We start from the raw sequence: 22,117 nt of genomic DNA, 5'->3' as shown, positions 1-22,117 counted from the left end.
CGGCCTATGATTGTTGTAGGACAAGATTTCCCCTACCCGGGGACTGACTGTCAGCTAAGCGCGCCCACTACAAGAAATTCACAAGATCGAGCGTAGAAAGCCATGACCCAGCATTACGAACCGCTGCGCCTGCACGTTCCCGAACCCTCGGGCCGCCCAGGTTGCAAGACCGACTTTACCTACCTGCGCCTGACCGACGCCGGTACGGTGCGCAAACCCGCCGTTGACGTAGAACCCGCCGACACCGCCGACCTGGCCAAGGGCCTGATCCGCGTGCTCGACGACCAGGGCCAGGCCCTGGGCCCATGGGCTGAAGGTGTGCCGGTAGAGATTTTGCGCCGCGGCATGCGTGCCATGCTCAAGACGCGGATCTTCGACAACCGCATGGTGGTCGCCCAGCGTCAGAAAAAAATGTCGTTCTACATGCAGAGCCTTGGCGAAGAAGCCATCGGCAGCGCCCAGGCCCTGGCCTTGAACATCGACGACATGTGCTTCCCCACCTACCGCCAGCAAAGCATCCTGATGGCCCGCGAAGTGCCGCTGGTGGACCTGATCTGCCAACTGCTGTCCAACGAGCGCGACCCGCTCAAGGGCCGCCAGTTGCCGATCATGTACTCGGTCAAGGACTTTGGCTTCTTCACCATTTCCGGCAACCTCGCCACCCAATTCGTACAGGGTGTGGGCTGGGGCATGGCCTCGGCGATCAAGGGCGATACCAAGATCGCCTCGGCGTGGATCGGTGATGGCGCCACCGCCGAATCGGACTTCCATACGGCCTTGACCTTCGCCCACGTGTACCGCGCGCCGGTGATCCTCAACGTGGTCAACAACCAGTGGGCGATTTCCACCTTCCAGGCCATCGCCGGTGGTGAAGCCACCACCTTCGCCGGACGCGGCGTAGGGTGCGGCATCGCCTCCCTGCGGGTGGACGGCAACGACTTTATCGCGGTATACGCCGCCTCTGCCTGGGCCGCCGAACGTGCGCGCCGTAACCTGGGGCCGACCCTGATCGAATGGGTGACCTACCGCGCCGGCCCGCACTCCACCTCCGATGACCCGTCCAAGTACCGGCCTGCCGATGACTGGAGCCACTTCCCCCTGGGCGACCCGATTGCCCGCCTCAAACAGCACCTGATCAAGATTGGCCAGTGGTCCGAAGAGGAACACGCCACGGTCACTGCCGAGCTTGAAGCCCAAGTACTCAGCGCGCAGAAAGAAGCCGAACAGTACGGCACCCTGGCCGGTGGCCAGATCCCGAGCGCCGCGAGCATGTTCGAGGACGTCTATAAAGAGATGCCGGAGCACTTGAAGCGCCAGCGTCAAGCGTTGGGGATCTGACATGAACGATCACAACAATAAAATCGAGCTGGAAACCGCCATGACCACGACCACCATGACCATGATCCAGGCCCTGCGCTCGGCCATGGATGTGATGCTTGAACGCGACGACAATGTGGTGGTGTTCGGCCAGGACGTTGGTTACTTCGGCGGCGTGTTCCGTTGCACCGAAGGCTTGCAGACCAAGTACGGCACCTCGCGGGTGTTTGACGCACCGATCTCCGAAAGCGGTATCGTCGGCGTGGCCGTGGGCATGGGCGCCTACGGCCTGCGCCCGGTGGCCGAGATCCAGTTCGCCGACTATGTGTACCCGGCCACCGACCAGATCATCTCGGAAGCGGCGCGCCTGCGTTACCGCTCGGCCGGCCAGTTCACCGCGCCGTTGACCATGCGCATGCCTTGCGGCGGCGGCATCTACGGTGGGCAGACTCACAGCCAGAGTATCGAAGCGGTGTTCACCCAGGTCTGCGGCCTGCGCACGGTGATGCCGTCCAACCCCTATGACGCCAAGGGCCTGCTGATCGCCTCCATCGAAAACGATGACCCGGTGATCTTCCTTGAGCCCAAGCGCCTGTACAACGGCCCGTTCGACGGTCACCACGACCGCCCGGTAACGCCGTGGTCCAAGCACCCGCAAGCCCAGGTGCCGGACGGTTACTACACCGTGCCGCTGGACGTGGCCGCCATCGTGCGCCCTGGCTCGGCCGTCACCGTGCTGACTTACGGCACCACGGTGTATGTGTCGCAAGTGGCCGCCGAAGAAACCGGGATCGACGCCGAAGTCATCGACCTGCGCAGCCTGTGGCCGCTGGACCTGGAAACCATCGTCAAGTCGGTGAAAAAGACCGGCCGTTGCGTGGTGGTGCATGAAGCCACCCGTACCTGCGGTTTTGGTGCTGAGCTGGTGTCGTTGGTGCAGGAACACTGCTTCCACTACCTGGAAGCGCCTATCGAGCGTGTGACCGGTTGGGACACCCCCTACCCCCACGCGCAAGAGTGGGCGTATTTCCCTGGCCCGACCCGTGTGGGCGCGGCTTTACAACGGGTCATGGAGGTCTGAATGGGCACGCACGTTATCAAGATGCCGGACATTGGCGAAGGCATCGCAGAAGTTGAGTTGTCGGTATGGCACGTCAAGGTCGGCGACATGGTCGTCGAAGACCAGGTGCTGGCGGATGTGATGACCGACAAGGCGATGGTGGATATTCCCTCGCCGGTTCATGGCAAGGTGATATCGCTGGGCGGCGAGCCAGGTGAAGTCATGGCCGTGGGCAGTATCCTGATCAGCATTGAAGTCGAAGGCGCGGGCAATACCAAAGAGTCGGCGCTGTCGGCAGTGGTTGAGCAAGCCGCGCCGGCCCCGAAGGCCGACATCAAGGCGCCGGTGGTTGAAAGCAAACCGGCCACCAAGCCGCAGGTAGCGGCCCAGGCCCCGGTAGCTCGCGAGGCCAATGAGCGCCCGCTGGCCTCCCCGGCCGTGCGCAAGCATGCGCTGGATGCCGGGATCCAACTACGCCTGGTGCAGGGCTCGGGCCCCGCCGGACGTATTCTGCATGAAGACCTCGACGCCTATCTGCAACAGGGCAGCCCCCGCGCCTCGGCCGGCGCCAACCCGTATGCAGAGCGCAACGACGAAGAGCAGATCCCGGTGATCGGCATGCGCCGCAAGATCGCCCAGCGCATGCAGGATGCCACGCGCCGTGCTGCGCATTTCAGCTACGTCGAAGAGATCGACGTGACGGCCCTCGACGACTTGCGCGTCCACCTCAATGAAAAACACGGCGCCAGCCGCGGCAAGCTGACGTTGTTGCCGTTCCTGGTGCGCGCGATGGTTGTGGCCTTGCGCGATTTCCCGCAGATCAATGCGCGTTATGACGACGAAGCCCAGGTCATCACCCGTCTCGGCGCGGTGCATGTGGGCGTCGCCACCCAGAGCGATGTGGGGCTGATGGTGCCGGTGGTGCGCCACGCCGAGGCGCGCAGCCTGTGGGGCACCGCCGAAGAAATCACCCGCCTGGCCAACGCCGCGCGCACGGGCAAGGCCAGCCGTGACGAACTGTCGGGCTCGACCATCACCCTGACCAGCCTCGGCGCGTTGGGCGGGATTGTCAGCACCCCGGTGCTGAACCTGCCGGAAGTGGCGATTGTCGGGGTCAACCGCATCGTCGAGCGGCCAATGGTGATCAAGGGGCAGATCGTGATCCGCAAGATGATGAACCTCTCCAGCTCCTTCGATCACCGGGTGGTCGATGGCATGGACGCGGCGCAATTCATCCAGGCCATCCGTGGCCTGCTCGAACAACCCGCCAGCCTGTTCCTGGAGTAAGGGCATGACTCAGACATTACAGACCACCCTGCTGATTATCGGCGGCGGCCCTGGCGGTTATGTGGCGGCGATTCGCGCCGGCCAACTGGGCATCCCGACGATCCTGGTAGAAGGCCAGGCGTTGGGCGGCACCTGCCTGAACATCGGCTGCATTCCGTCCAAGGCGCTGATCCATGTGGCCGAGCAGTTCCAGCAAACCGTACACCTGAGCCAGGGTTCGGCCCTGGGCATCGACGTGGATGTGCCGACCCTGGATATCCGCAAGAGCGTCGAGTGGAAAGACGGCATCGTCGATCGCCTGACCACCGGGGTTGCCGCGCTGCTGAAAAAGCACAAGGTGCAGGTGATCCACGGCTGGGCCAAGATCGTCGACGGCAAGACCGTGGAGGTGGGCGACCAACGCATCCAGTGCGAGCACCTGCTGCTGGCCACCGGCTCGAAAAGCGTCAACCTGCCGATGCTGCCGATTGGCGGGCCGATCATCTCGTCCACTGAAGCCCTGGCGCCGAGCCGTGTGCCAAAACGCTTGATCGTGGTCGGTGGCGGTTACATCGGCCTGGAACTGGGGATTGCCTATCGCAAGCTCGGGGCCGAGGTCAGCGTGGTCGAAGCCCAGGACCGCATCCTGCCCGCCTACGACGCCGAGCTGACGCAACCGGTGGCCGAATCCCTCAAGCAATTGGGGGTCAAGCTGTACCTCAAGCACAGCGTCACCGGTTTTGAAGGTGGCAGCCTGCAAGTGCGCGAGCCCAATGGCGAGACCCTGGCCCTGGGCACCGACCAGGTGCTGGTGGCCGTCGGCCGCAAACCCAACACCCAGGGCTGGAACCTGGAAGCCTTGAACCTGACGATGAACGGCGCGGCGATCCAGATCGACAACCGCTGCCAGACCAGCATGCGCAATGTCTGGGCGATCGGCGACCTGAGCGGCGAGCCGATGCTGGCGCACCGGGCCATGGCCCAGGGCGAGATGGTGGCGGAGCTGATCAGCGGCAAATCCCGGGAATTCAACCCGGCGGCGATCCCGGCGGTGTGCTTTACCGACCCGGAACTGGTGGTGGTCGGCAAGACCCCGGACGAAGCCAAGGCCGCGGGCCTGGACTGCATCGTTTCAAGCTTCCCGTTTGCCGCCAATGGTCGGGCCATGACCCTGGAGTCCAAGACCGGCTTCGTACGGGTGGTGGCACGCCGCGACAATCACCTGATTGTCGGCTGGCAGGCGGTGGGGGTTGGCGTGTCCGAGCTGTCCACGGCCTTTGGCCTGAGCCTGGAAATGGGCGCGCGGCTGGAAGATGTGGCGGGCACCATTCATGCCCACCCGACCCTCGGTGAAGCGGTGCAGGAAGCCGCGCTGCGGGCGTTGGGGCATGCCCTGCACCTCTGAGTCAATGCTCCCACACAGGCCAAGAATGAAGTATTGTTGCGCCCATCCAGAAATAAACCGAAAGCCTGCCTTCGACCAGGCGGTTGCGAAGAGATAGAGGGTGTCATGGGTAACGAAAGCATCAATTGGGACAAATTGGGTTTTGACTACATCAAGACCGACAAGCGTTTCCTCCAGACCTGGAAAGACGGCGCCTGGCAAGAAGGCACCCTGACCGAAGACAACGTGCTGCACATCAGCGAGGGCTCCACCGCCCTGCACTATGGCCAGCAGTGTTTTGAAGGCCTCAAGGCCTATCGCTGCAAGGACGGTTCGATCAACCTGTTCCGCCCGGACCAGAACGCCGCTCGCATGCAGCGCAGTTGCGGCCGCTTGCTGATGCCACAAGTGCCGACCGAAGCGTTTATCGAAGCCTGTAAGGCCGTGGTCCGCGCCAACGAGCGTTTCATCCCGCCGTACGGCACCGGCGGCGCGCTGTACCTGCGCCCGTTCGTGATCGGCACCGGTGACAACATCGGCGTGCGTACCGCGCCCGAGTTCATCTTCTCGATCTTCTGCATCCCGGTCGGCGCCTACTTCAAGGGCGGCCTGACCCCGCACAACTTCCTGATCTCTGGTTACGACCGCGCCGCGCCGAACGGCACCGGCGCGGCCAAGGTCGGTGGCAACTACGCCGCCAGCCTGATGCCCGGCTCCCTGGCGAAAAAAGCCAACTTCGCCGACTGCATCTACCTGGATCCGGCCACCCACTCGAAAATCGAAGAAGTCGGTTCGGCCAACTTCTTCGGGATCACCCACGACAACAAGTTCGTCACCCCGAACTCGCCGTCGGTGCTGCCAGGCATCACCCGCCTGTCGCTGATCGAACTGGCCAAGACCCGCCTGGGCCTGGAAGTGGTCGAAGGCGACGTGCTGATCGACAAACTGGCAGACTTCAAGGAAGCCGGCGCCTGCGGGACGGCGGCAGTGATCACGCCGATCGGCGGGATTGAGTACAAAGACAAGCTGCATGTGTTCTACAGCGAAAAAGACGTCGGCCCGGTGACCCAGAAGCTCTACAAAGAGCTGACCGGTGTGCAGTCCGGCGACGTTGAAGCGCCGGCGGGCTGGATCGTCAAGGTCTAAGCCGACCCTGATTGTAGGCGCTGGCTTGTGTGGGAGCTGGCTTGCCTGCGATAGCGATATGTCAGTCACCAATGCGTTGACTGACCGTCCGCTATCGCAGGCAAGCCAGCTCCCACATTTGTTTTGCGGTGGCCTCAGGATTTTGGCAGGTTCTGTGCAATCCTCTTGCCCATGCTGATCCTCGGCTCCACGCCATATCCCAGCGCCTCGTAGAACCCCACCACGTTCTCGTTGCCCAGATTGATCTGCAGGTTGATCTTCACACAGCCCAGGCCAATCAACACCTGTTCCCCATGGCGCACCAACGACACACTCAGATGGGGTGGCGAGACGACAATGCCTTCTCCATCACCAGGGTGCGCTCGTTGCCGTGGTACACATCCCGCACGGTGTGGAACCCCAGCTTGGTATAAAACGGCTCGGCGGTGAGGGACGACGGTACGCTCAATACCGTGACCCCAGCCTCACGGGCCCGCTGTTCGATATCGACCATCAGTTGGCGGCCGATGCCCTGCCCTTGCAGCGCCGGGTTGACGAACACCGAACGCACGACATTGGCGTCCAAGGCCGCCGTGGCGACGATCAGTTGCTCGCGGATTGCCACCAGCACCGTGCGCCGGGTGAGCAAGTGCAGCACCGCCTGCGGCGTGAAGTTGCTCGCCACCCGGGCAATCACGTCCGCCGGGTAGTCGCCGGCGTTGCTGCTGTGCAGGGCCGCCAGGATGACTTGGCTGATGCCTTCGGCATCGGTGGGTTGGGCGAGGCGGACGGCGGTAAACATGACTCCTCCTGACGGACGACGTTACGACAGCCACCACAATACCCATGTGTGGGCTTGTGTGGGAGCCGGGCTTGCCCGCGATGCAGGCACCTCGGTGTGTCCGCCACACCGCGGTGATGCTATCGCAGGCAAGCCAGCTCCCACACAAGCCGGCTCCTACAGATTTGAGCGCACTCCACCCCTGACAGCCGATTCGGCTGCCATACCCCTCTTTTCAGCTTTCCCGGCTGGGCCGCCCCCCTGTTTCAGCCGGGATTCTGCGGCCAGAGCGCACAAAATAGCCGCAATGCCCAACCCCATGGACCCGTGCCCCCATGCAAACCACCAATACCGTCCTGATGATCCGCCCGGCGCACTTTGCCTTTAACCCGGACACCGCGATCAACAACCGCTTCCAGCGCGCCCCCGTGGACCCGGTGGCCGCACAGCATAAAGCGCTGCAAGAGTTCGACGGTTACGTCGACACCCTGCGCCAGCATGGCGTGGAAGTGTTGGTGGTGCAGGACACGCCCGCGCCCCATACCCCGGATTCGATCTTCCCCAACAACTGGTGGAGCAGCCATGCCGACGGCAGCCTGGTGCTGTACCCGATGGAAGGCCAGAACCGCCGCCTGGAGCGCAACAAAGGTGTGCTGCAAGTGCTGGAGCAACGCTTCGCAATCAAAGACACCATCGACTTCAGCCACCTGGAACAACAGAACATGTTCCTCGAAGGCACCGGCAGCATGGTCCTCGACCGCCAGCACCGCATCAGCTACGCCTGCCACTCCGGGCGCACCCACCACGATGCCCTGCGCCAGTTTGCCGAACGCCTGGACTATCAGGTCTGTGCCTTCCACGCCGTCGACCGCCATCACGCCCCGATCTACCACAGCAACGTGATGATGAGCGTCGGCCGCGACCTGTCGGTGGTGTGCCTCGACGCGCTGCCCCAAGCCCACGAGCGCCAGGGCCTGGAACGCTCCCTGCGCGACACCGGCAAAGACATCCTGGCCCTGGACTTCGACCAGCTGGAAGCCTTCGCCGGCAACATGCTCGAACTTCACGACCGCGATGGCCAGCCGTTGCTGGTGATGTCTGCCAGCGCCTGGCACTCGCTCAAGCCGGCGCAGCGCCAGCATGTGGAACGCCACACCCACCCAGTGGTGGTGAATATCGACAACATCGAACGCATCGGCGGCGGCAGTGCCCGCTGCATGTTGGCCGAAGTGCATCTTCCGGCCCGCGCCTCATTCCAATAAGGAGTTATTCCATGACCCGTTATATCGACGTCAACGACCTCAGCTACCTGGTCTCGCAAAAAGGCCTGCAAACCTGCATCACCGAGATGGCCGAGTACATCCGCGCCGACTACCTGCGCTGGAATGACTTCGAGAAATGCGCGCGCCTGGCCAACCACTCGCCCGAGGGCGTGATCGAGCTGATGCCGGTCTCGGATGCCTCGTTGTATGCCTTCAAATACGTCAACGGCCACCCGAAAAATACCCAGAGCGGCATGCTCACGGTCATGGCGTTCGGCGCCCTGGGGGATGTGGACACCGGCAAGCCGGTGCTGCTCAGCGAAATGACCCTGACCACCGCGATCCGCACCGCCGCCACCTCGGCCCTGGTCGCACGCTACCTGGCGCGGGACAACAGCCGCAGCATGGCGCTGATCGGCAACGGTTCGCAAAGTGAGTTCCAGGCCCTGGCGTTCCATGCCTTGCTGGGCATCAATGAGATCCGCCTGTTCGATATCGATTCCAAGGCCATGCACAAGCTGGCGAACAACCTCAAGGCTTTCCCGGCGATCAAAGTGACCCTGGCCGCAAGCGTTGCCGAGGCGGTGAAAGGCGCCGATATCGTCACCACCGTCACTGCCGACAAGGCCTACGCCACCATCCTTACCGACGACATGATCGAGCCCGGCATGCACCTCAATGCCGTCGGCGGCGACTGCCCCGGCAAGACCGAGCTGGACCGGCGCATTGTCGAGCGCGCGCGGGTGATCGTCGAGTACGAACCACAAAGCCGTATCGAAGGCGAAATCCAGCATATGCCCGAGGACTCGCCGGTCACCGAGCTGTGGCAAGTGATCAACGGCCAGAAGCCGGGCCGGGAAAACGCGCGCCAGGTCACCCTGTTCGACTCGGTGGGTTTTGCCCTCGAAGACTACTCGGCCCTGCGTTATGTGCTGGATGTGGCCAAGGCCCTGGACGTGGGCAGCGAGCTGGAACTGGTGCCGGACCTGGCCGACCCCAAGGACCTGTTCGCACGCCTGGCCCAGCAACCGGTCGCACAGCACAAAAAGCGCGCCTGAAACCGCTCTGGCCTGCCGCTTTGCGCAAGCGGCAGGCCGTAAACGCCGGTTTGAAAAGCCGATATACAGGGTGTTGCAGCCGATTCCGCTGCCACCTGCGTTTTAACAGCGCATTCCGCGTGCCAAGGCCTAGGTAAACGACACAAAAAACGCACCACCATGAAGCATTCTGAGCGCGACCAAAGAGTCAGCACATGAATGTATGCCGCACCCTTTCTACTGCCCTGACATCAATTACAAAATATAGGGAAAACACCATGACTCCGCTCCGATCACTCGTCGCCGCGCTGCTCCTGCCTTTGTGCGCCACCGCCGTCCAGGCCCAGGAATGGAAAGAAATCCGTTTCGGCGTGTTCCCCGAGTACCCCCCCTTTGAATCCGTGGCCGCCGACGGCAGCCTGCAAGGTTTCGACATTGAGCTGGGCAACGCCATCTGCGCCAAGCTTGAAGTCAAGTGCACCTGGGTCCACAACGAATTCGACGGCATGATCCCGGCGCTGCGTGCGCGCAAGTTCGACGCCATCATGTCCTCCATGGCCGTGACCCCGGCCCGGCAAAAACAGATCGATTTCAGCGATCGCCTGTTCCTCAGCCCCACCTCGGTAATCACCCGCAAGGGCGCAGGTTTCGGCGACACCCCGGAATCCCTCAAGGGCAAACAGGTCGGCGTGCTCCAGGGCTCGCTGCAGGAAGCCTACGCCCGCGCCCACCTGGCCAAGCTCGGTGCCCAGGTCAAGGCGTACCAGTCCCAGGACCAGAACTACGCCGACCTGCAAAACGGCCGCCTCGACGCAACGCTGACCGACAAGCTCGAAGCCCAGCTCAACTTCCTGTCCAAGCCTGAAGGCGCCGACTACCAGTCCGGCCCGGCCTTCAAGGACCCGACCTTGCCGCTGGACATTGCCATGGGCCTGCGCAAGAACGACCAGGAACTGCTGGCGCTGATCAACAAGGGCATCGCGGCCATCCAGGCCGATGGCACTTACGCGCTGATCCAGAAGAAATACTTCGGTGACGAAGATATCTATCACGAGTAATCCCCCGCCCTATCCCCTGTAGGAGCCGGCTTGCCAGCGCTGGCGGTGCGATAAACACCGCCATTTGCGGCAGGTTCCTACCGGTTCTATCGAGACTTTCCCGTGAATGAACTCCTCAACCTGCAAGGCTTCGGCCCGCTGTTGGCCCAGGGTGCCTGGATGACCATCAAGCTGGCGTTCCTCGCGCTGGTTCTGAGCCTGAGCCTGGGCCTGATCGCCGCCGGTGCCAAGCTGTCCAGCCATAAACTGTTGCGCATCCCCGCCACTCTCTACACCACCTTGATCCGCAGCGTGCCGGACCTGGTGCTGATCCTGCTGATCTTCTACAGCCTGCAACTGTGGCTCAACGACCTGACCGAGATGCTCGGCTGGAATTACTTTGAAATCGATCCCTTCACCGCCGGGGTCGTCACCCTGGGGTTTATCTACGGTGCGTATTTCACCGAGAATTTTCGCGGTGCGATGCTCAGTGTGCCGGTGGGCCAACTGGAAGCGGCAACTGCCTACGGCTTGAGCCGCTGGCAGCGCTTTCGGCTGGTGATGTTCCCGCAGTTGATGCGCTTTGCCTTGCCGGGGCTGGGCAATAACTGGTTGGTGCTGCTCAAGTCCACCGCGCTGGTGTCGATCATTGGCCTGGCCGACTTGGTCAAGGCCGCGCAGAACGCCGGCAAGACCACCAATGATCCGCTGTACTTCCTGATCCTGGCGGGCCTGGTGTACCTGGTGATCACCACCCTCTCCAACCGCATCTTCAAACGCCTGGAACGGCGCTACAACGTCGGCATCAAAGGGGTGGCGCGATGATTGAACTGATCCAGCAATATGGCCTGGCGTATCTGTGGACCGATGGCTCGGGCTTTTCCGGGGTGGCCATGACCTTGTGGCTGTTTATCGTGTCGGTGATCCTCGGGTTTTTCCTGTCGATCCCGTTGGCAATTGCCCGCGTCAGCGAGCACTTCTGGCTACGCTGGCCGGTGGAGGTGTACACCTACCTGTTTCGCGGTACGCCGCTGTATATCCAGTTGCTGATTTGCTACACCGGCCTCTACAGCCTGGAAGTGGTGCAGGACAATACCCTGCTCAATCAGTTTTTCCGCAATGCGTTGAACTGCACCCTGCTGGCCTTTGTGCTCAACACCTGTGCCTACACCGTGGAAATCTTCGCCGGGGCCATTCGCAATATTCCCCACGGCGAAATTGAAGCAGCGCGGGCCTATGGTTTGCACGGCTGGCGGATGAACCTGTTCGTGGTGATCCCCGCCGCGCTGCGCCGCGCGTTGCCGGCCTACAGCAACGAAATGATCCTGATGCTGCACGCCACATCCCTGGCATTTACCGCCACCATCGCCGACATCCTCAAGGTGGCCCGCGACGCCAACGCCGAAACGTTCCTCACGTTCCAGGCCTTCGGTATTGCCGCACTGCTGTACATGCTGCTGTCCTTTGCATTGGTGGGCCTGTTCCGACTGGCCGAACGACGCTGGATGCGCTTTCTTGTCCCGACCCGAGGCTAACCCATGAATCAGTCCGCACAGGCCCTGGCCGCCCATCCCACCCACATTGCCGCGCCCCGCCCGAGCGTGGTGGCGGCCGGCGCCAACGTCAAACTCAAGGTCGAAGACCTGCATAAAAGCTACGGCGACCATGAGGTGCTCAAGGGTGTTTCGCTCAACGCCAGCAAGGGCGATGTGATCAGCCTGATCGGCGCCAGCGGCTCTGGCAAGAGCACCATGCTGCGCTGCATCAACTTCCTCGAACAACCCGACGCCGGGGTGATCACCCTGGACGGCATCAGCATTGAAATGCGCCAGGGCCGCGCAGGCGTGCAAGCGCCACACCAGGCGCAACTGCAGAACCTGCGCACGCGCCTGGCCATGGTGTTTCAGCACTTCAACCTGTGGAGCCACATGACCGTGCTGGAGAACATCTGCATGGCGCCACGCCGGGTGCTGGGTGTGAGTGGCGCCGAGGCAGAAAAACGCGCGCGCATGTACCTGGATAAAGTCGGCCTGCCGGGCCGGGTCGCCGATCAATACCCGGCGTTTCTCTCCGGTGGCCAGCAACAGCGCGTGGCCATCGCCCGGGCCCTGGCCATGGAGCCGGAGATTATCCTGTTCGACGAACCGACCTCGGCGCTGGATCCAGAGCTTGTAGGGGAAGTCCTAAAAGTCATACAGACGTTGGCCGAGGAAGGTCGTACCATGCTCATGGTCACCCACGAAATGGGCTTTGCCCGGCAAGTGTCCAGCCAGGTGCTGTTCCTGCACCAGGGCCGCGTCGAAGAACAAGGCAGCGCCGAGATCCTCGACCACCCCACCAGCGAACGCTTGCAGCAATTTCTCTCCAACCGCTTGAAGTGAACACAGAACCGACCATGGATACCAAGGCCAACGGACCCCATTCCTCCCCTGCGCTGGATCGCATTGATGAAGCCATCATCGATGTGCTGCGCCATCAGGGGCGCATCACCTACGAGAAGCTGTCTTCGCTGGTGCACCTGACGCCCAGGCCCTGCCTGGAGCGGGTGCGCAAGCTGGAGCGGCGCGGGGTGATCCGCGGTTATGGCGCAATCATCGATGTGCAGATGGTCTCGCCGGGGTTGTCCTTGCTGGTGCTGGTGGCCTTGTCTAACCAGAGCGGGCGCTCGGCACAAAAAGCTTTTGAAGCCTGCGTCAAAGCCTGCCCGCAGGTATTCGAGTGCCAACTGATCAGCGGGCCCTTCGACTACAGCCTGCGCATGCGCTGCCGGGACATGGAGCACTACCGCGTACTGACGGAAACCTGGTTGAACAATGATGAGCTGCACATCGACAAACTGGTGGCCCACCCGGAGTTGGCGGTGGTGAAAAATACGGCGACTGAGTTGGCCTGAAACGCTCTGCCAGAAACACAGAAAATCAAATGTGGGAGCGGGCTTGCTCGCGATGGCGGAGTGTCAGTTGATAATTGTTTGACTGATACACCGCCATCGCGAGCAAGCCCGCTCCCACATTTAACTGTGCCCGCTTGATATTTTCTTACCTCGCCGAGCCGCCACGAGGCTCGCCTGCCCATCCCGCTGCTTCCCCGTCCGCGCCTCACTGATCAACCCCGGTATCAACTTACCCTCCGGCAGATTCTTCCAGAATCGACTCGGCAAGTGCCCTTCCATGACCTTGGGATTCAACCGCGCCGGGTTGAAGATATGGCTGTAATAGGTCAGCCACATGGCACTGTGTGGGTCCTCGACATTCTGTGCCAACTGCTGCCATTGCTCCGGGCACTGGCGTTGGTGGATCAACTGCGCACCGTCGTAATACACCCCGTCCAGGGGCGTGGCGATCATCCAGCGATGACGGCCCATGCGCCCGACAAAGTGCTGGCTGGCGCTATGCAAAATATCGTGGGCCGGCTCGTGCCAGGCCACGTACTCCGGCAGCTCCGGGCCCGCCGCCGCCGGCAGGGCGATAAAACGCACAAACGCATGCAGGTGATGGGCCTCGCGCCGCACCTGCTTGATCCGCCGCTGCAACTCGCTGCCCAGTTGATCCCCCGCCATCATCGCCGTGCGGTCGCCATGGCTGACGCGCCACAGCACTTCATACAACAGGCTCCAGCGCTGCTCGCCGTGGTAGCAGGCTGCACTTTCCAGCAGCTCCAGCAGGGCCTTGGGAATGCGCGCCTGGAACGGGCCGTTGTGCGCCGGGTAGTGCTCGTCGGTGGCGAACAGGTCCGCTACTTCCACTTCGCCCCAACTGACATGGCTGGGGTCGACCTGATGGCTGAGCAGCCAGCGCGCCTGCTCGCGCCAGGTGCTGAACAGGTTGTCGCATTCCAGGCTGATCATCCCCACAACCCCATCTGTTGCGGTGGCGGGCGGTCGCGCAGTTGCTCGCGCAGCAACACACTGGTGCTTTCCGCTTGCTGGGGGTGGTAGTCGCTGGTGATGAAAAACGGCTTGGCCTTGCTCAGCACGCAGCGCATGCGCGCCAGGTCTTCAAAACGGATCTTGCGTTGCAGGCGCAGCGCCACCAGGCGTTCGGTGGTGCGCAGGCCAATCCCCGGGATACGTGCGATCAACGTTGCCTCGGCACGGTTCAGGTCCAGCGGGAACACCTCGCGATGCTCCAGGGCCCAGGCCAGCTTGGGGTCGATATCCAGCGCCAGATCCCCCGGCCCGGCGAACAGTTCATTGGCGCGGAAACCATAACTGCGCAGCAGGAAATCCGCCTGGTACAACCGGTGCTCGCGCATCAATGGCGGCGCCGCCAGGGGTACGCTTTTCGGGCTATTGGGAATCGGGCTGAAGGCCGAGTAATACACCCGGCGCAACTTGAAATTGCCATACAGCGCCTCGGCCCCGTGCAGGATAGTGCTGTCGTCCGTGTCATCGGCGCCGACAATCATCTGCGTACTTTGCCCGGCCGGGGCGAAACGCGGTGCCCGGGGCTCGTTGAGCACGGTTTGCTCGCCGGTAAAAATCGTCTGCATCGCCTGCTTGATCGAACCGATCTGCTTCTCGGGCGCGAGGAGCTGCAGGCTTTTATCGGTGGGCAATTCAATGTTCACGCTCAAGCGATCGGCATACCGCCCGGCCTCGGCAATCAACGCAGGATCGGCTTCGGGAATGGTCTTGAGGTGGATATAACCGCGAAAGTCATGCGCCTCGCGCAACAACTTGGCGACCCGCACCAGTTGCTCCATGGTGTAGTCCGCCGAGCGGATGATCCCCGAACTGAGAAACAGCCCGCTGACGCAATTGCGCCGGTAGAAGTCCAGGGTCAGGCTCACCACCTCCTCCGGGTTGAACCGGGCACGGGGCACATCGCTGGAACGGCGGTTGACGCAGTATTGGCAGTCGTAGAGGCAGAAATTGGTCAGCAGCACCTTGAGCAACGACACACAGCGCCCATCGGGGGTATAGCTGTGGCAGATGCCCATGCCATCGCTCGACCCCAGCCCGGCCTTGCCCTCGGAGCTGCGCCTGGGCGCCCCGCTGCTGGCGCAGGACGCGTCGTACTTGGCCGCATCGGCGAGGATGCTGAGTTTTTCGATCAACTGCATGGGGGGCTACCGAATACTGTATTTTTGTACAGTATCAGCAGCAATACCCGGCATTCAAGGAGAGATCGGCGAATGGTAGAACAAATAACTGTGGGAGCTGTCGAGCCCACAAGGGTTGCGCTTGCCAGTCAGGCCTTCATCCGCCTGCCGACGTTTTTTCAAACATATCGAGAACAGTTGACCGGCCCTGAGCCTTCAATCATCACGGGTCAACACTTCCAGCAACTCGATCTCGAAACACAGATTGCTGTTGGGCTGGATATGCGCCCCCATCGCCCGCTCGCCATACGCCAGATGCGCCGGCACAAACAGCTTGCGCACCCCACCGACCTTCATCCCCATCAGGCCCTGGTCCCAGCCTTTAATAACCCGACCGCTACCGATCACACACTGGAACGGCTTGCCCCGCGCCCAGGACGAATCAAACACCGTACCGTCTTCCAGGGTGCCGGTGTATTGAGTGGTGATCAGCGCCCCCTTGACCACGGTCTTGCCGTCGCCTGGGCGGATGTCGGTGATTTGCAGTTCTTCGTTGTTCATTCGCTACTCTCATTATTTCTGTATGGGATCGCCCAGATAGGTCTTTTCTCAGAACAAGGAGGGATTGGCAAGCACAATTCCAGTCTCAACTAATAGTTACTCATAAGGCCACACGAGACAATCTTACAAGTATCCACGAATATCCTCTTTAAAAAATTCCGCAACACTTATATTAAAACCTCAATAAAAAAAGGACGATGAAACCACAGAAACCTAACCAGCTTTTATGGAGAGTCAACGTGACCATCGGATCGAATTTTAACTACCCTGCCGACATTGCCGCGCAGCGGCAACGCTCGAAAAGATCTCCAAAAAGCAAATGGCGTGGGCGCTTCCCCAACCCTCCTGACTTATGCTTCGACTATAGAGCACTGGTGGAATTGGATGGGGGAATAGCAAGAGCCACTGAAAACGATCATAAAATTTGCATAATTGGTGCAGGAATAACTGGACTGACGGCCGCACGAGAGCTATATCGCTGCGGCTTTACTCATATTACATTACTAGAAAAATCAAAAAGGATAGGCGGCAGACATCTCACCGTTCTTGGAAACTACAACTCCAACAATATAGGTCGCCCACCATTTGAGATGGGGGCTATGCGAATGCCTTTTTTTAACAGATCGGATGAACACCCCAAAGAAGGCCGATCACTTATGGCTTACTACGCCAATGAATTCAATCTACTTTCCACTAACTTCCCTAATCCCGGAAGCCCATGGGTTAAATCAACTGGTATTTATTTGCGCGAAGGAAGGGTTGACAACGCAACTCAACCAACCATGTTGATTTGGAGGAATGAGAGTGGAACGACCTCACCACCTGGAGACGAGATAGGAAAAGTTTATGCCAAATGGAAGGCTTTTGCCGAGCGTCTCACACAAAAAGTTGAGCAATTTTATGGTAACGACCAATGGGAAAATCTTTGGAATTCTATAGTTGAACGATATGAGAGCATTTCATTTCGCGACTTAGTGAAAATGCCAGCAATTACTGATTGGAACATGGAAAGACCAGGAGACTTTGGAGGAATGGGAATGACCGCTCAAGAGTCTGCCATTTTTTATGCAATCGGTATCGGTGATGGTAGCTGGGGGGCATTTTACGACATCTGCTCACTTTACCCTCTACGTACCGCAATTTTCGGCTTTAGCAGTCATCTACAGTTAATACATGGCCGCATAAGGCCAGACAATAGTGTTCTAGATTCGCCGTATCTGCATAGCGCGGCTGTTTTCGACTCAAGGGGACTGCGATTTAACAAGCCAAACTATATCGGACTCGCAGCACTTGCAGAGTGCCTCCTATTCATGCAGCACACCGAAAACGAGAAATCATTGTATGACCACCTAAGAGAATCCGAAAACGGCTTACTTACCGACTCAACAGTTACAAAACTGACCAAACTACCCAACAACAAAATACGAGTTAGCTATGACTGGAAGTCAAGCTCAGAATCCGACATTGAAAAACACAACAAGGACTTCGACTCCGTAATAATGACGCTTCCCTCATGGCTTATAGAAACCCAAATAAGACTTGAAAATTTCGACCAAGACATGCTCCCTTTCGACACAATAAATGCCTACAAAACTGCTCACTGGGAAACCAGCTGTAAAATATACGCACCCTTAAAGAAATCTTTACTTTCAAAAGACACCAAAATCCCTCAAGTGATAATTTCTGATAGCTTTATTCATGATACATACATGTACCGCTACAATGAAAATACCACCTACGACTGCATTCTCCTTAGCTACACTTGGGAGGACGACGCCACAAAATTATCACTTTTTGACAATAAAGATCTAGTTAGGCGCTGCATTGATGAGTTAGATAGAATACTAATGAACTCAGAAAACATAAAAGAAAAAATCTCACCCTACATAGGCCATGAGCAGGCAGTTGTCCAACGATGGATCGCTGATAAAAACTCACTCGGCTGCGCCAAACTATATCGCCCTGGCACCTACTACGAAGCAGTCAGCCTAATGAAATACAACAGAGACTTCTCACACAAATCCGGCCTCTATCTTTGCGGCGAATCATTTTCGGTCGACGCGGGCTGGACAGAACCATGTTTCAGGGGAGCAGTAGATGCAGTCATCAATATCTGCAACAAAACCAAGGCAAATTTCAACGGGGGTTTTACCATGCAAGATTATCCAGAATATTCAACCAAGTATTAAAGCCTGAGCCCCCCTAGCAATATCCACCGTCAGAAAAAAACCACATTCCAACAGGATCCGTCCGACTTCCATTTAAACATGTAGTTGATTCTTATTAAACATTCAACCACCCCGGTTGCATAACAATAAGAGGTCACCCCCAATGAGCGAACCAACAAGCCCTGTCCGCGTCGCTGTCGTGCAGTTCGACCCCCAGGTCGGCCTGGATAACCGCGAAGACAACCTTCATCGCAGCCTGGCCTTGGCCGCAGAGGCGGTCAATGGTGGGGCTAACCTGATCGTGCTGCCCGAGTTATCGAACTGCGGCTACTTCTTCAACAGTCGCCAGGATGCATTCGAGCATGCCGAGGTTGTTCCTGGCGGGGCCAGTGTGCAGGCCTGGATGGCGTTTGCGGCCACGCACCAGGTGTATCTGGTGGCGGGCCTGAATGAGATCGATGGCCGGCAGTTGTTCAACACTGCACTGTTGCTGGGCCCGGATGGGTTGATCGGCAAGTACCGCAAGGCCCATTTGTGGAACCTGGAAAAACTCTGGTTCACTCCCGGCAACCTGGGCTTTCCGGTGTTTGAAACGCCTATTGGACGGATTGGCCTGTTGATCTGCTGGGACATCTGGTTCCCGGAAGTGCCACGGATCCTCAGCCAGCAAGGCGCCGATATTATTTGCAGCCTCAACAACTGGGTGTGGACACCGCCGCCACTGTTCGACGAGGCCGGTAAATGCATGGCGTCGTACCTGACCATGACCGCCGCCCACGTCAATAATGTGTTTATCGCCGCCGCCAGCCGGATCGGTGAGGAGCGCGATGCACGCTACCTGGGCTGTTCGTTGATTGCCGGGACCAATGGCTGGCCTATCGGCAATGTAGCGTCGGCCAACCGCCAGGAAATCCTGTTCGCCGATATCGACCTGACCAGCGCCCGCAGTGCGCCGATCTGGAACAGCCTCAACGACCTGCAACGTGACCGGCGCAATGATCTCTACGATCAGATGCTCGGGTATTGCCAACACCCCGCCCTGCCACGCTGAAGGGAGGGTGGGCCATGGAAAATCTATTCACGAAACCCGGGACCGAGCGATCTCAGGCCGATAAGGCAATCATCGCCTTGGGGCTCATCAGCGCCCTGCTGATCCTCTGGACGACCCTCACCCATCAAGGCTCCTGGCCCAGCTACGGCGATATGGTGGCGGGTTTTCCCGAGCCAATCGCCTGGCTACGCTGGGTACTGGGGGATATCAGCGAGGTAGCCTTCTACAAGCATGAACTGGCCTCCCTCGGGTTGCTGGCGGGCGCCTACCTGGCCTGGTGGGCCAGCCGCACCGGCAAGCGCTGGCAAGGCTTTGCGATTTGCTACGGCAGTGGGCTGTGGCCGTGGCTGGTGAGCAGCTCCCTGCTGGGCCTGCTGTTGAGCAACCTGTTGTGGGGGTGGACGGTCACTGCTGACACCTGGCAACCCACCTTCGCCGCGTTTGTTTCCCTGCCGGCGGCGATGGTGCTGATGTTTGGGGGTGGCTGGAAGGTCACCCTCAACGGTGCGCTGCTGGGCGCCCTACTGGTCACGCCCCTGTGCTTGCTGATCGTCAATTTTGTGTGCGTCCCCCTGGGTTTGCCCGTGGTGATTGGCAACGTACTGGGCATGGCGCTAGGCAGTGTGGTTGCCTTTGTAGTCTGTCGGCGCGTACCGGCGCTGGTGCGCTCCGGCTATATCGCCCCGACCAGGCCGGTGCCGGTCAAGCCACAGTCTTATGGCGTGGCCTGGAGCCTGCGCCGGGTCCTGGCAGACTTTACCGAAGCGCCGTTTTTTGGCAATGAATGGGCCAGCCTTGGCCTGCTGGCGGGTGTCCTGCTGGCCTATGCCTTGAACCCCATGAGCGCCGCCTATGGCTCGGGGCTGGTGCTGCAACTGATAGGCGCCCAGGCACTGACATCGGCATTGGGCGTAGTACTCTGGCGCAGCCAGTGGATCAAGCGCGGTTGGTATCCCACCTATGTGCCGCTGGTGTCGGTCGTACCGGCAGCGGTGCTGACCCATGGCGGGAGTTGGATGGTGATCGGCTCCAGTGCGTTGCTTGGCGCACTGCTGGCGCCGCCTCTGGCCTGTGCCATTGCAGGGCGACTGCCCCCCCACTTTCATCCGTATATCGGCAACGTGATCTCGATGGCGTTGAGCACCTTGTTGATTGTGCCCCTGGTGGGAAGACTGGTCGCGTAAACAAGCGGGTAAGGCTCATGTGCCTTACCCGTTCACTCACAACCACCGCCAAAACCGCCCCCAGAACCCCCGCTCCAGATCCGCCTTGCACCCTGCATACTGGCGCGCATACAGATCGGAGCGGGCCTTGACCTTGCCGGCAACCGGCAACAGCCACGCCTTGCTGGCGTAGGTGCGGTTACGGTAGCCGCCCCAGCCTTCGTGGTAGTTGAGGTACTGGCCATAGGCGTCGTATTTGTACACGCCGTTGATGCTGGCGGTCTTGTCCATGTACCAGCCGACAAAGTCGATGGCATCGTCGAAGTCCTGGCGGCTGGCCCAGTTGCGGCCGGTGCTTTTCTGGTAGTCGCCCCACACTTCATCCTTGGCCTGGGCGTAGCCGGCGGCGGTGCTGACGCGGCCCCAGGGGATGATCCACAGCAGGTATTTGCGCGGGGTCTTGGCGTTTTGCCGGAAGCCCGATTCCTGATACATGATGGCGAACGGCACCTGGATCGGCACGCCCCAGCGCTTCTGGGTGACTTTGGCGGCGTCGTACCAGTCGTCTTTTTCGCGGAAGATGCCGCAGATGTCGTCAGGGGTACGTGGCGGTGAGGTGCCGCACGCCGCCAGCAGGCTGGTGAGCAACAACAGGGTTGTGGTTTTTAGCGGGGTCAAAAGCATACCTTGGCGTGAGCGCGTAAAAAGCCGACAGTTTACGCGCTCACGCCAGGTGTTGGGGTCAAGACATCAACGGGCCTTGATCAAGCCACGGGTACTTTGCGGGTCGAAATGGCCAGGCGGCCGATGCCAAAGCTCAAGGCGGCCCCCAATACCAACATCAACAAGGTGCTCCACGCTGCGCGGGACAGTTGCTTGGCTGCGACTTCACCCGCTTCGCGAGCCTTTTGTTCGGCCTGGGCCTTGAGCTCTTCGACTTTCTGCACGGCCTGCTGATACGCCTGGGCATAGTTCTCGACGATCTGGCTGGCCTCGGCCTGGCTCTTGCCGGTTCGGGCGGCGACGATGTTGACCAGCGCCTCTTTGTCGGCGGCATTCAACGCCGGTTCACCGGAAGCCTTGACGCGCTCGAACCATTGCTTGAGCTCGGTCGCGGCCTGGGCCGGGTTGGTGGCGGCCTCAGTGGCCGCTTGCTGGCCGTCTGCGGCTGCCTGGTCGGCTTTTTGCTCGACCTTGGCCGGATCCAGTTCAGCCTTGCCGCTTTGCTTGAGCAAGGTGTCGAGTTCGCCCTGCAGGCTCTCCCAATCCAGGCGGATGCCCTTTTCGTCCATCTGCTGCTTGACGCTGTCGCTGATGCCGGGGGCCACGGCGGCAATGCCGCTACCGGCCGCCGACAGGCCTTTGCCCACCACATTGCCTGCGGCGCCGACCACGCTGGTGGCCAATGCCGCCAGCAGCCAGGTGGTGAGCAAGGTGGTGATGGTCCAGCTCAGGACGCCATGCAGGCCGCCACGATCCGGGGCGGTGCGGCCGGCGACGAAAGCACCCACGCCAATCGCCAACAGTGTGGAGACAAACAGCCAGATGCCAGCACCGGTGCCAAAACCGCTCAACGGGTTGCCAGCCGCCATGGGGTCGACCGCACTGGCGCCGATGGCGGTGCCCAGTACGCTGAGCACCAGGTAGGTCACCAGGGCAATTGCACTACCGGCCAGTACCGAGCCCCAGGACACACGAAAGGGCGAGCGGCTGGTTTCATATAAAGGGGTCATGATCTTTCCTTGGACAAATGAGTAGGCCGTCAGTGTGTCCAGGCCGACGTCTACGGTCTCGGCACAATTGCACTAGGCGCGCTGGTGCATTCGCACCCCGCCAAGCCAAATCGGTCTGCACTATGCTCA

General features: G+C 60.3%; 21 protein-coding genes and 1 pseudogene. 15 read left to right on the top strand and 7 right to left on the bottom strand.

Annotation, left to right across the window (positions count from 1 at the left end):
• Positions 1-102: 102 nt before the first annotated feature.
• The 5 genes from BLL38_RS11025 (at position 103) to BLL38_RS11005 (ending at position 6,173) form a co-directional block, all read left to right on the top strand.
• A complete protein-coding gene (locus BLL38_RS11025; RefSeq protein ID WP_076962604.1) occupies positions 103-1,338 on the top strand; it encodes a 3-methyl-2-oxobutanoate dehydrogenase (2-methylpropanoyl-transferring) subunit alpha in 1,236 nt (411 codons plus the stop codon).
• A 1-nt stretch (position 1,339) separates the two neighbouring features.
• Positions 1,340-2,398, top strand: coding sequence for an alpha-ketoacid dehydrogenase subunit beta (locus tag BLL38_RS11020; RefSeq protein WP_029296529.1), 1,059 nt, complete (start codon positions 1,340-1,342; stop codon positions 2,396-2,398).
• Complete coding sequence (locus tag BLL38_RS11015) at positions 2,399-3,664, top strand: dihydrolipoamide acetyltransferase family protein (protein WP_076962603.1); 1,266 nt, start codon at positions 2,399-2,401, stop codon at positions 3,662-3,664.
• Between the two features lie 4 nt (positions 3,665-3,668).
• On the top strand, positions 3,669-5,048 hold the full coding sequence (gene lpdA, locus BLL38_RS11010) for a dihydrolipoyl dehydrogenase (protein ID WP_076962602.1): 1,380 nt from the start codon (positions 3,669-3,671) through the stop codon (positions 5,046-5,048).
• Between the two features lie 105 nt (positions 5,049-5,153).
• Complete coding sequence (locus BLL38_RS11005) at positions 5,154-6,173, top strand: branched-chain amino acid aminotransferase (protein WP_076962601.1); 1,020 nt, start codon at positions 5,154-5,156, stop codon at positions 6,171-6,173.
• A 134-nt stretch (positions 6,174-6,307) separates the two neighbouring features.
• On the opposite strand, the gene BLL38_RS31875 is transcribed toward BLL38_RS11005, so the two are convergent.
• Together BLL38_RS31875 and BLL38_RS11000 are read right to left on the bottom strand one after the other, a co-directional pair.
• Positions 6,308-6,475 carry a GNAT family N-acetyltransferase gene (locus BLL38_RS31875; protein ID WP_428839104.1) on the bottom strand — a complete coding sequence of 56 codons (168 nt, stop codon included), beginning with the start codon at positions 6,473-6,475 and terminating at the stop codon, positions 6,308-6,310.
• A 14-nt stretch (positions 6,476-6,489) separates the two neighbouring features.
• Positions 6,490-6,954 (bottom strand): annotated as a pseudogene (locus BLL38_RS11000) (GNAT family N-acetyltransferase); the annotation flags it as partial.
• A 314-nt stretch (positions 6,955-7,268) separates the two neighbouring features.
• On the opposite strand from BLL38_RS11000, the gene ctlX reads away from it, so the two are divergent.
• From ctlX to BLL38_RS10960, 7 genes are all read left to right on the top strand, one after another.
• Positions 7,269-8,195, top strand: coding sequence for a citrulline utilization hydrolase CtlX (gene ctlX, locus BLL38_RS10990; protein ID WP_076962599.1), 927 nt, complete (start codon positions 7,269-7,271; stop codon positions 8,193-8,195).
• A gap of 11 nt (positions 8,196-8,206) precedes the next feature.
• On the top strand, positions 8,207-9,253 hold the full coding sequence (locus BLL38_RS10985; RefSeq protein WP_076962598.1) for an ornithine cyclodeaminase: 1,047 nt from the start codon (positions 8,207-8,209) through the stop codon (positions 9,251-9,253).
• Between the two features lie 257 nt (positions 9,254-9,510).
• Positions 9,511-10,290: an ABC transporter substrate-binding protein gene (locus tag BLL38_RS10980; RefSeq protein WP_057439422.1), complete on the top strand. Its 780-nt coding sequence runs from the start codon at positions 9,511-9,513 to the stop codon at positions 10,288-10,290.
• A gap of 102 nt (positions 10,291-10,392) precedes the next feature.
• The gene (locus BLL38_RS10975) at positions 10,393-11,094 is read left to right on the top strand and encodes an ABC transporter permease (protein WP_076962597.1); all 702 of its coding nucleotides are present in this window, start codon (positions 10,393-10,395) and stop codon (positions 11,092-11,094) included.
• Positions 11,091-11,804: an ABC transporter permease gene (locus BLL38_RS10970; protein WP_076962596.1), complete on the top strand. Its 714-nt coding sequence runs from the start codon at positions 11,091-11,093 to the stop codon at positions 11,802-11,804. Before BLL38_RS10975 ends, BLL38_RS10970 begins: the two co-directional genes overlap by 4 nt.
• Before the next feature lie 3 nt (positions 11,805-11,807).
• Positions 11,808-12,650, top strand: coding sequence for an ABC transporter ATP-binding protein (locus BLL38_RS10965; RefSeq protein WP_232243979.1), 843 nt, complete (start codon positions 11,808-11,810; stop codon positions 12,648-12,650).
• Positions 12,651-12,664: 14 nt separating this feature from the next.
• Positions 12,665-13,162: an Lrp/AsnC family transcriptional regulator gene (locus BLL38_RS10960; protein WP_029296543.1), complete on the top strand. Its 498-nt coding sequence runs from the start codon at positions 12,665-12,667 to the stop codon at positions 13,160-13,162.
• Positions 13,163-13,282: 120 nt separating this feature from the next.
• On the opposite strand, the gene BLL38_RS10955 is transcribed toward BLL38_RS10960, so the two are convergent.
• From BLL38_RS10955 to BLL38_RS10945, 3 genes are all read right to left on the bottom strand, one after another.
• Complete coding sequence (locus BLL38_RS10955) at positions 13,283-14,116, bottom strand: TIGR03915 family putative DNA repair protein (RefSeq protein WP_076962595.1); 834 nt, start codon at positions 14,114-14,116, stop codon at positions 13,283-13,285.
• A complete protein-coding gene (locus BLL38_RS10950; protein WP_076962594.1) occupies positions 14,113-15,333 on the bottom strand; it encodes a putative DNA modification/repair radical SAM protein in 1,221 nt (406 codons plus the stop codon). The genes BLL38_RS10955 and BLL38_RS10950 overlap by 4 nt, the downstream gene beginning before the upstream one ends.
• Before the next feature lie 195 nt (positions 15,334-15,528).
• A complete protein-coding gene (locus BLL38_RS10945) occupies positions 15,529-15,873 on the bottom strand; it encodes an FKBP-type peptidyl-prolyl cis-trans isomerase (RefSeq protein ID WP_076962593.1) in 345 nt (114 codons plus the stop codon).
• A gap of 239 nt (positions 15,874-16,112) precedes the next feature.
• Here BLL38_RS10945 and BLL38_RS10940 point away from each other — a divergent pair, with 239 nt between their 5' ends.
• From BLL38_RS10940 to BLL38_RS10930, 3 genes are all read left to right on the top strand, one after another.
• Entirely contained in the window at positions 16,113-18,062 is a 1,950-nt protein-coding gene (locus BLL38_RS10940; RefSeq protein WP_076962592.1) for a flavin monoamine oxidase family protein, read from the top strand.
• Positions 18,063-18,204: 142 nt separating this feature from the next.
• Entirely contained in the window at positions 18,205-19,092 is an 888-nt protein-coding gene (locus BLL38_RS10935) for a nitrilase family protein (RefSeq protein ID WP_076962591.1), read from the top strand.
• 14 nt (positions 19,093-19,106) lie between these two features.
• The gene (locus BLL38_RS10930) at positions 19,107-20,276 is read left to right on the top strand and encodes a hypothetical protein (protein ID WP_090413012.1); all 1,170 of its coding nucleotides are present in this window, start codon (positions 19,107-19,109) and stop codon (positions 20,274-20,276) included.
• Positions 20,277-20,312: 36 nt separating this feature from the next.
• On the opposite strand, the gene BLL38_RS10925 is transcribed toward BLL38_RS10930, so the two are convergent.
• Complete coding sequence (locus tag BLL38_RS10925) at positions 20,313-20,939, bottom strand: transglycosylase SLT domain-containing protein (RefSeq protein ID WP_076962590.1); 627 nt, start codon at positions 20,937-20,939, stop codon at positions 20,313-20,315.
• An 80-nt stretch (positions 20,940-21,019) separates the two neighbouring features.
• Positions 21,020-21,988 carry a hypothetical protein gene (locus BLL38_RS10920; RefSeq protein ID WP_076962589.1) on the bottom strand — a complete coding sequence of 323 codons (969 nt, stop codon included), beginning with the start codon at positions 21,986-21,988 and terminating at the stop codon, positions 21,020-21,022.
• Between the last annotated feature and the right edge of the window lie 129 nt (positions 21,989-22,117).

This window comes from Pseudomonas gessardii, assembly GCF_001983165.1.
Lineage (GTDB): Bacteria > Pseudomonadota > Gammaproteobacteria > Pseudomonadales > Pseudomonadaceae > Aquipseudomonas > Aquipseudomonas gessardii.
The sequence above is the reverse complement of the archived record's forward strand: the minus strand, read 5'-3'. Positions and strand labels throughout refer to the sequence as shown.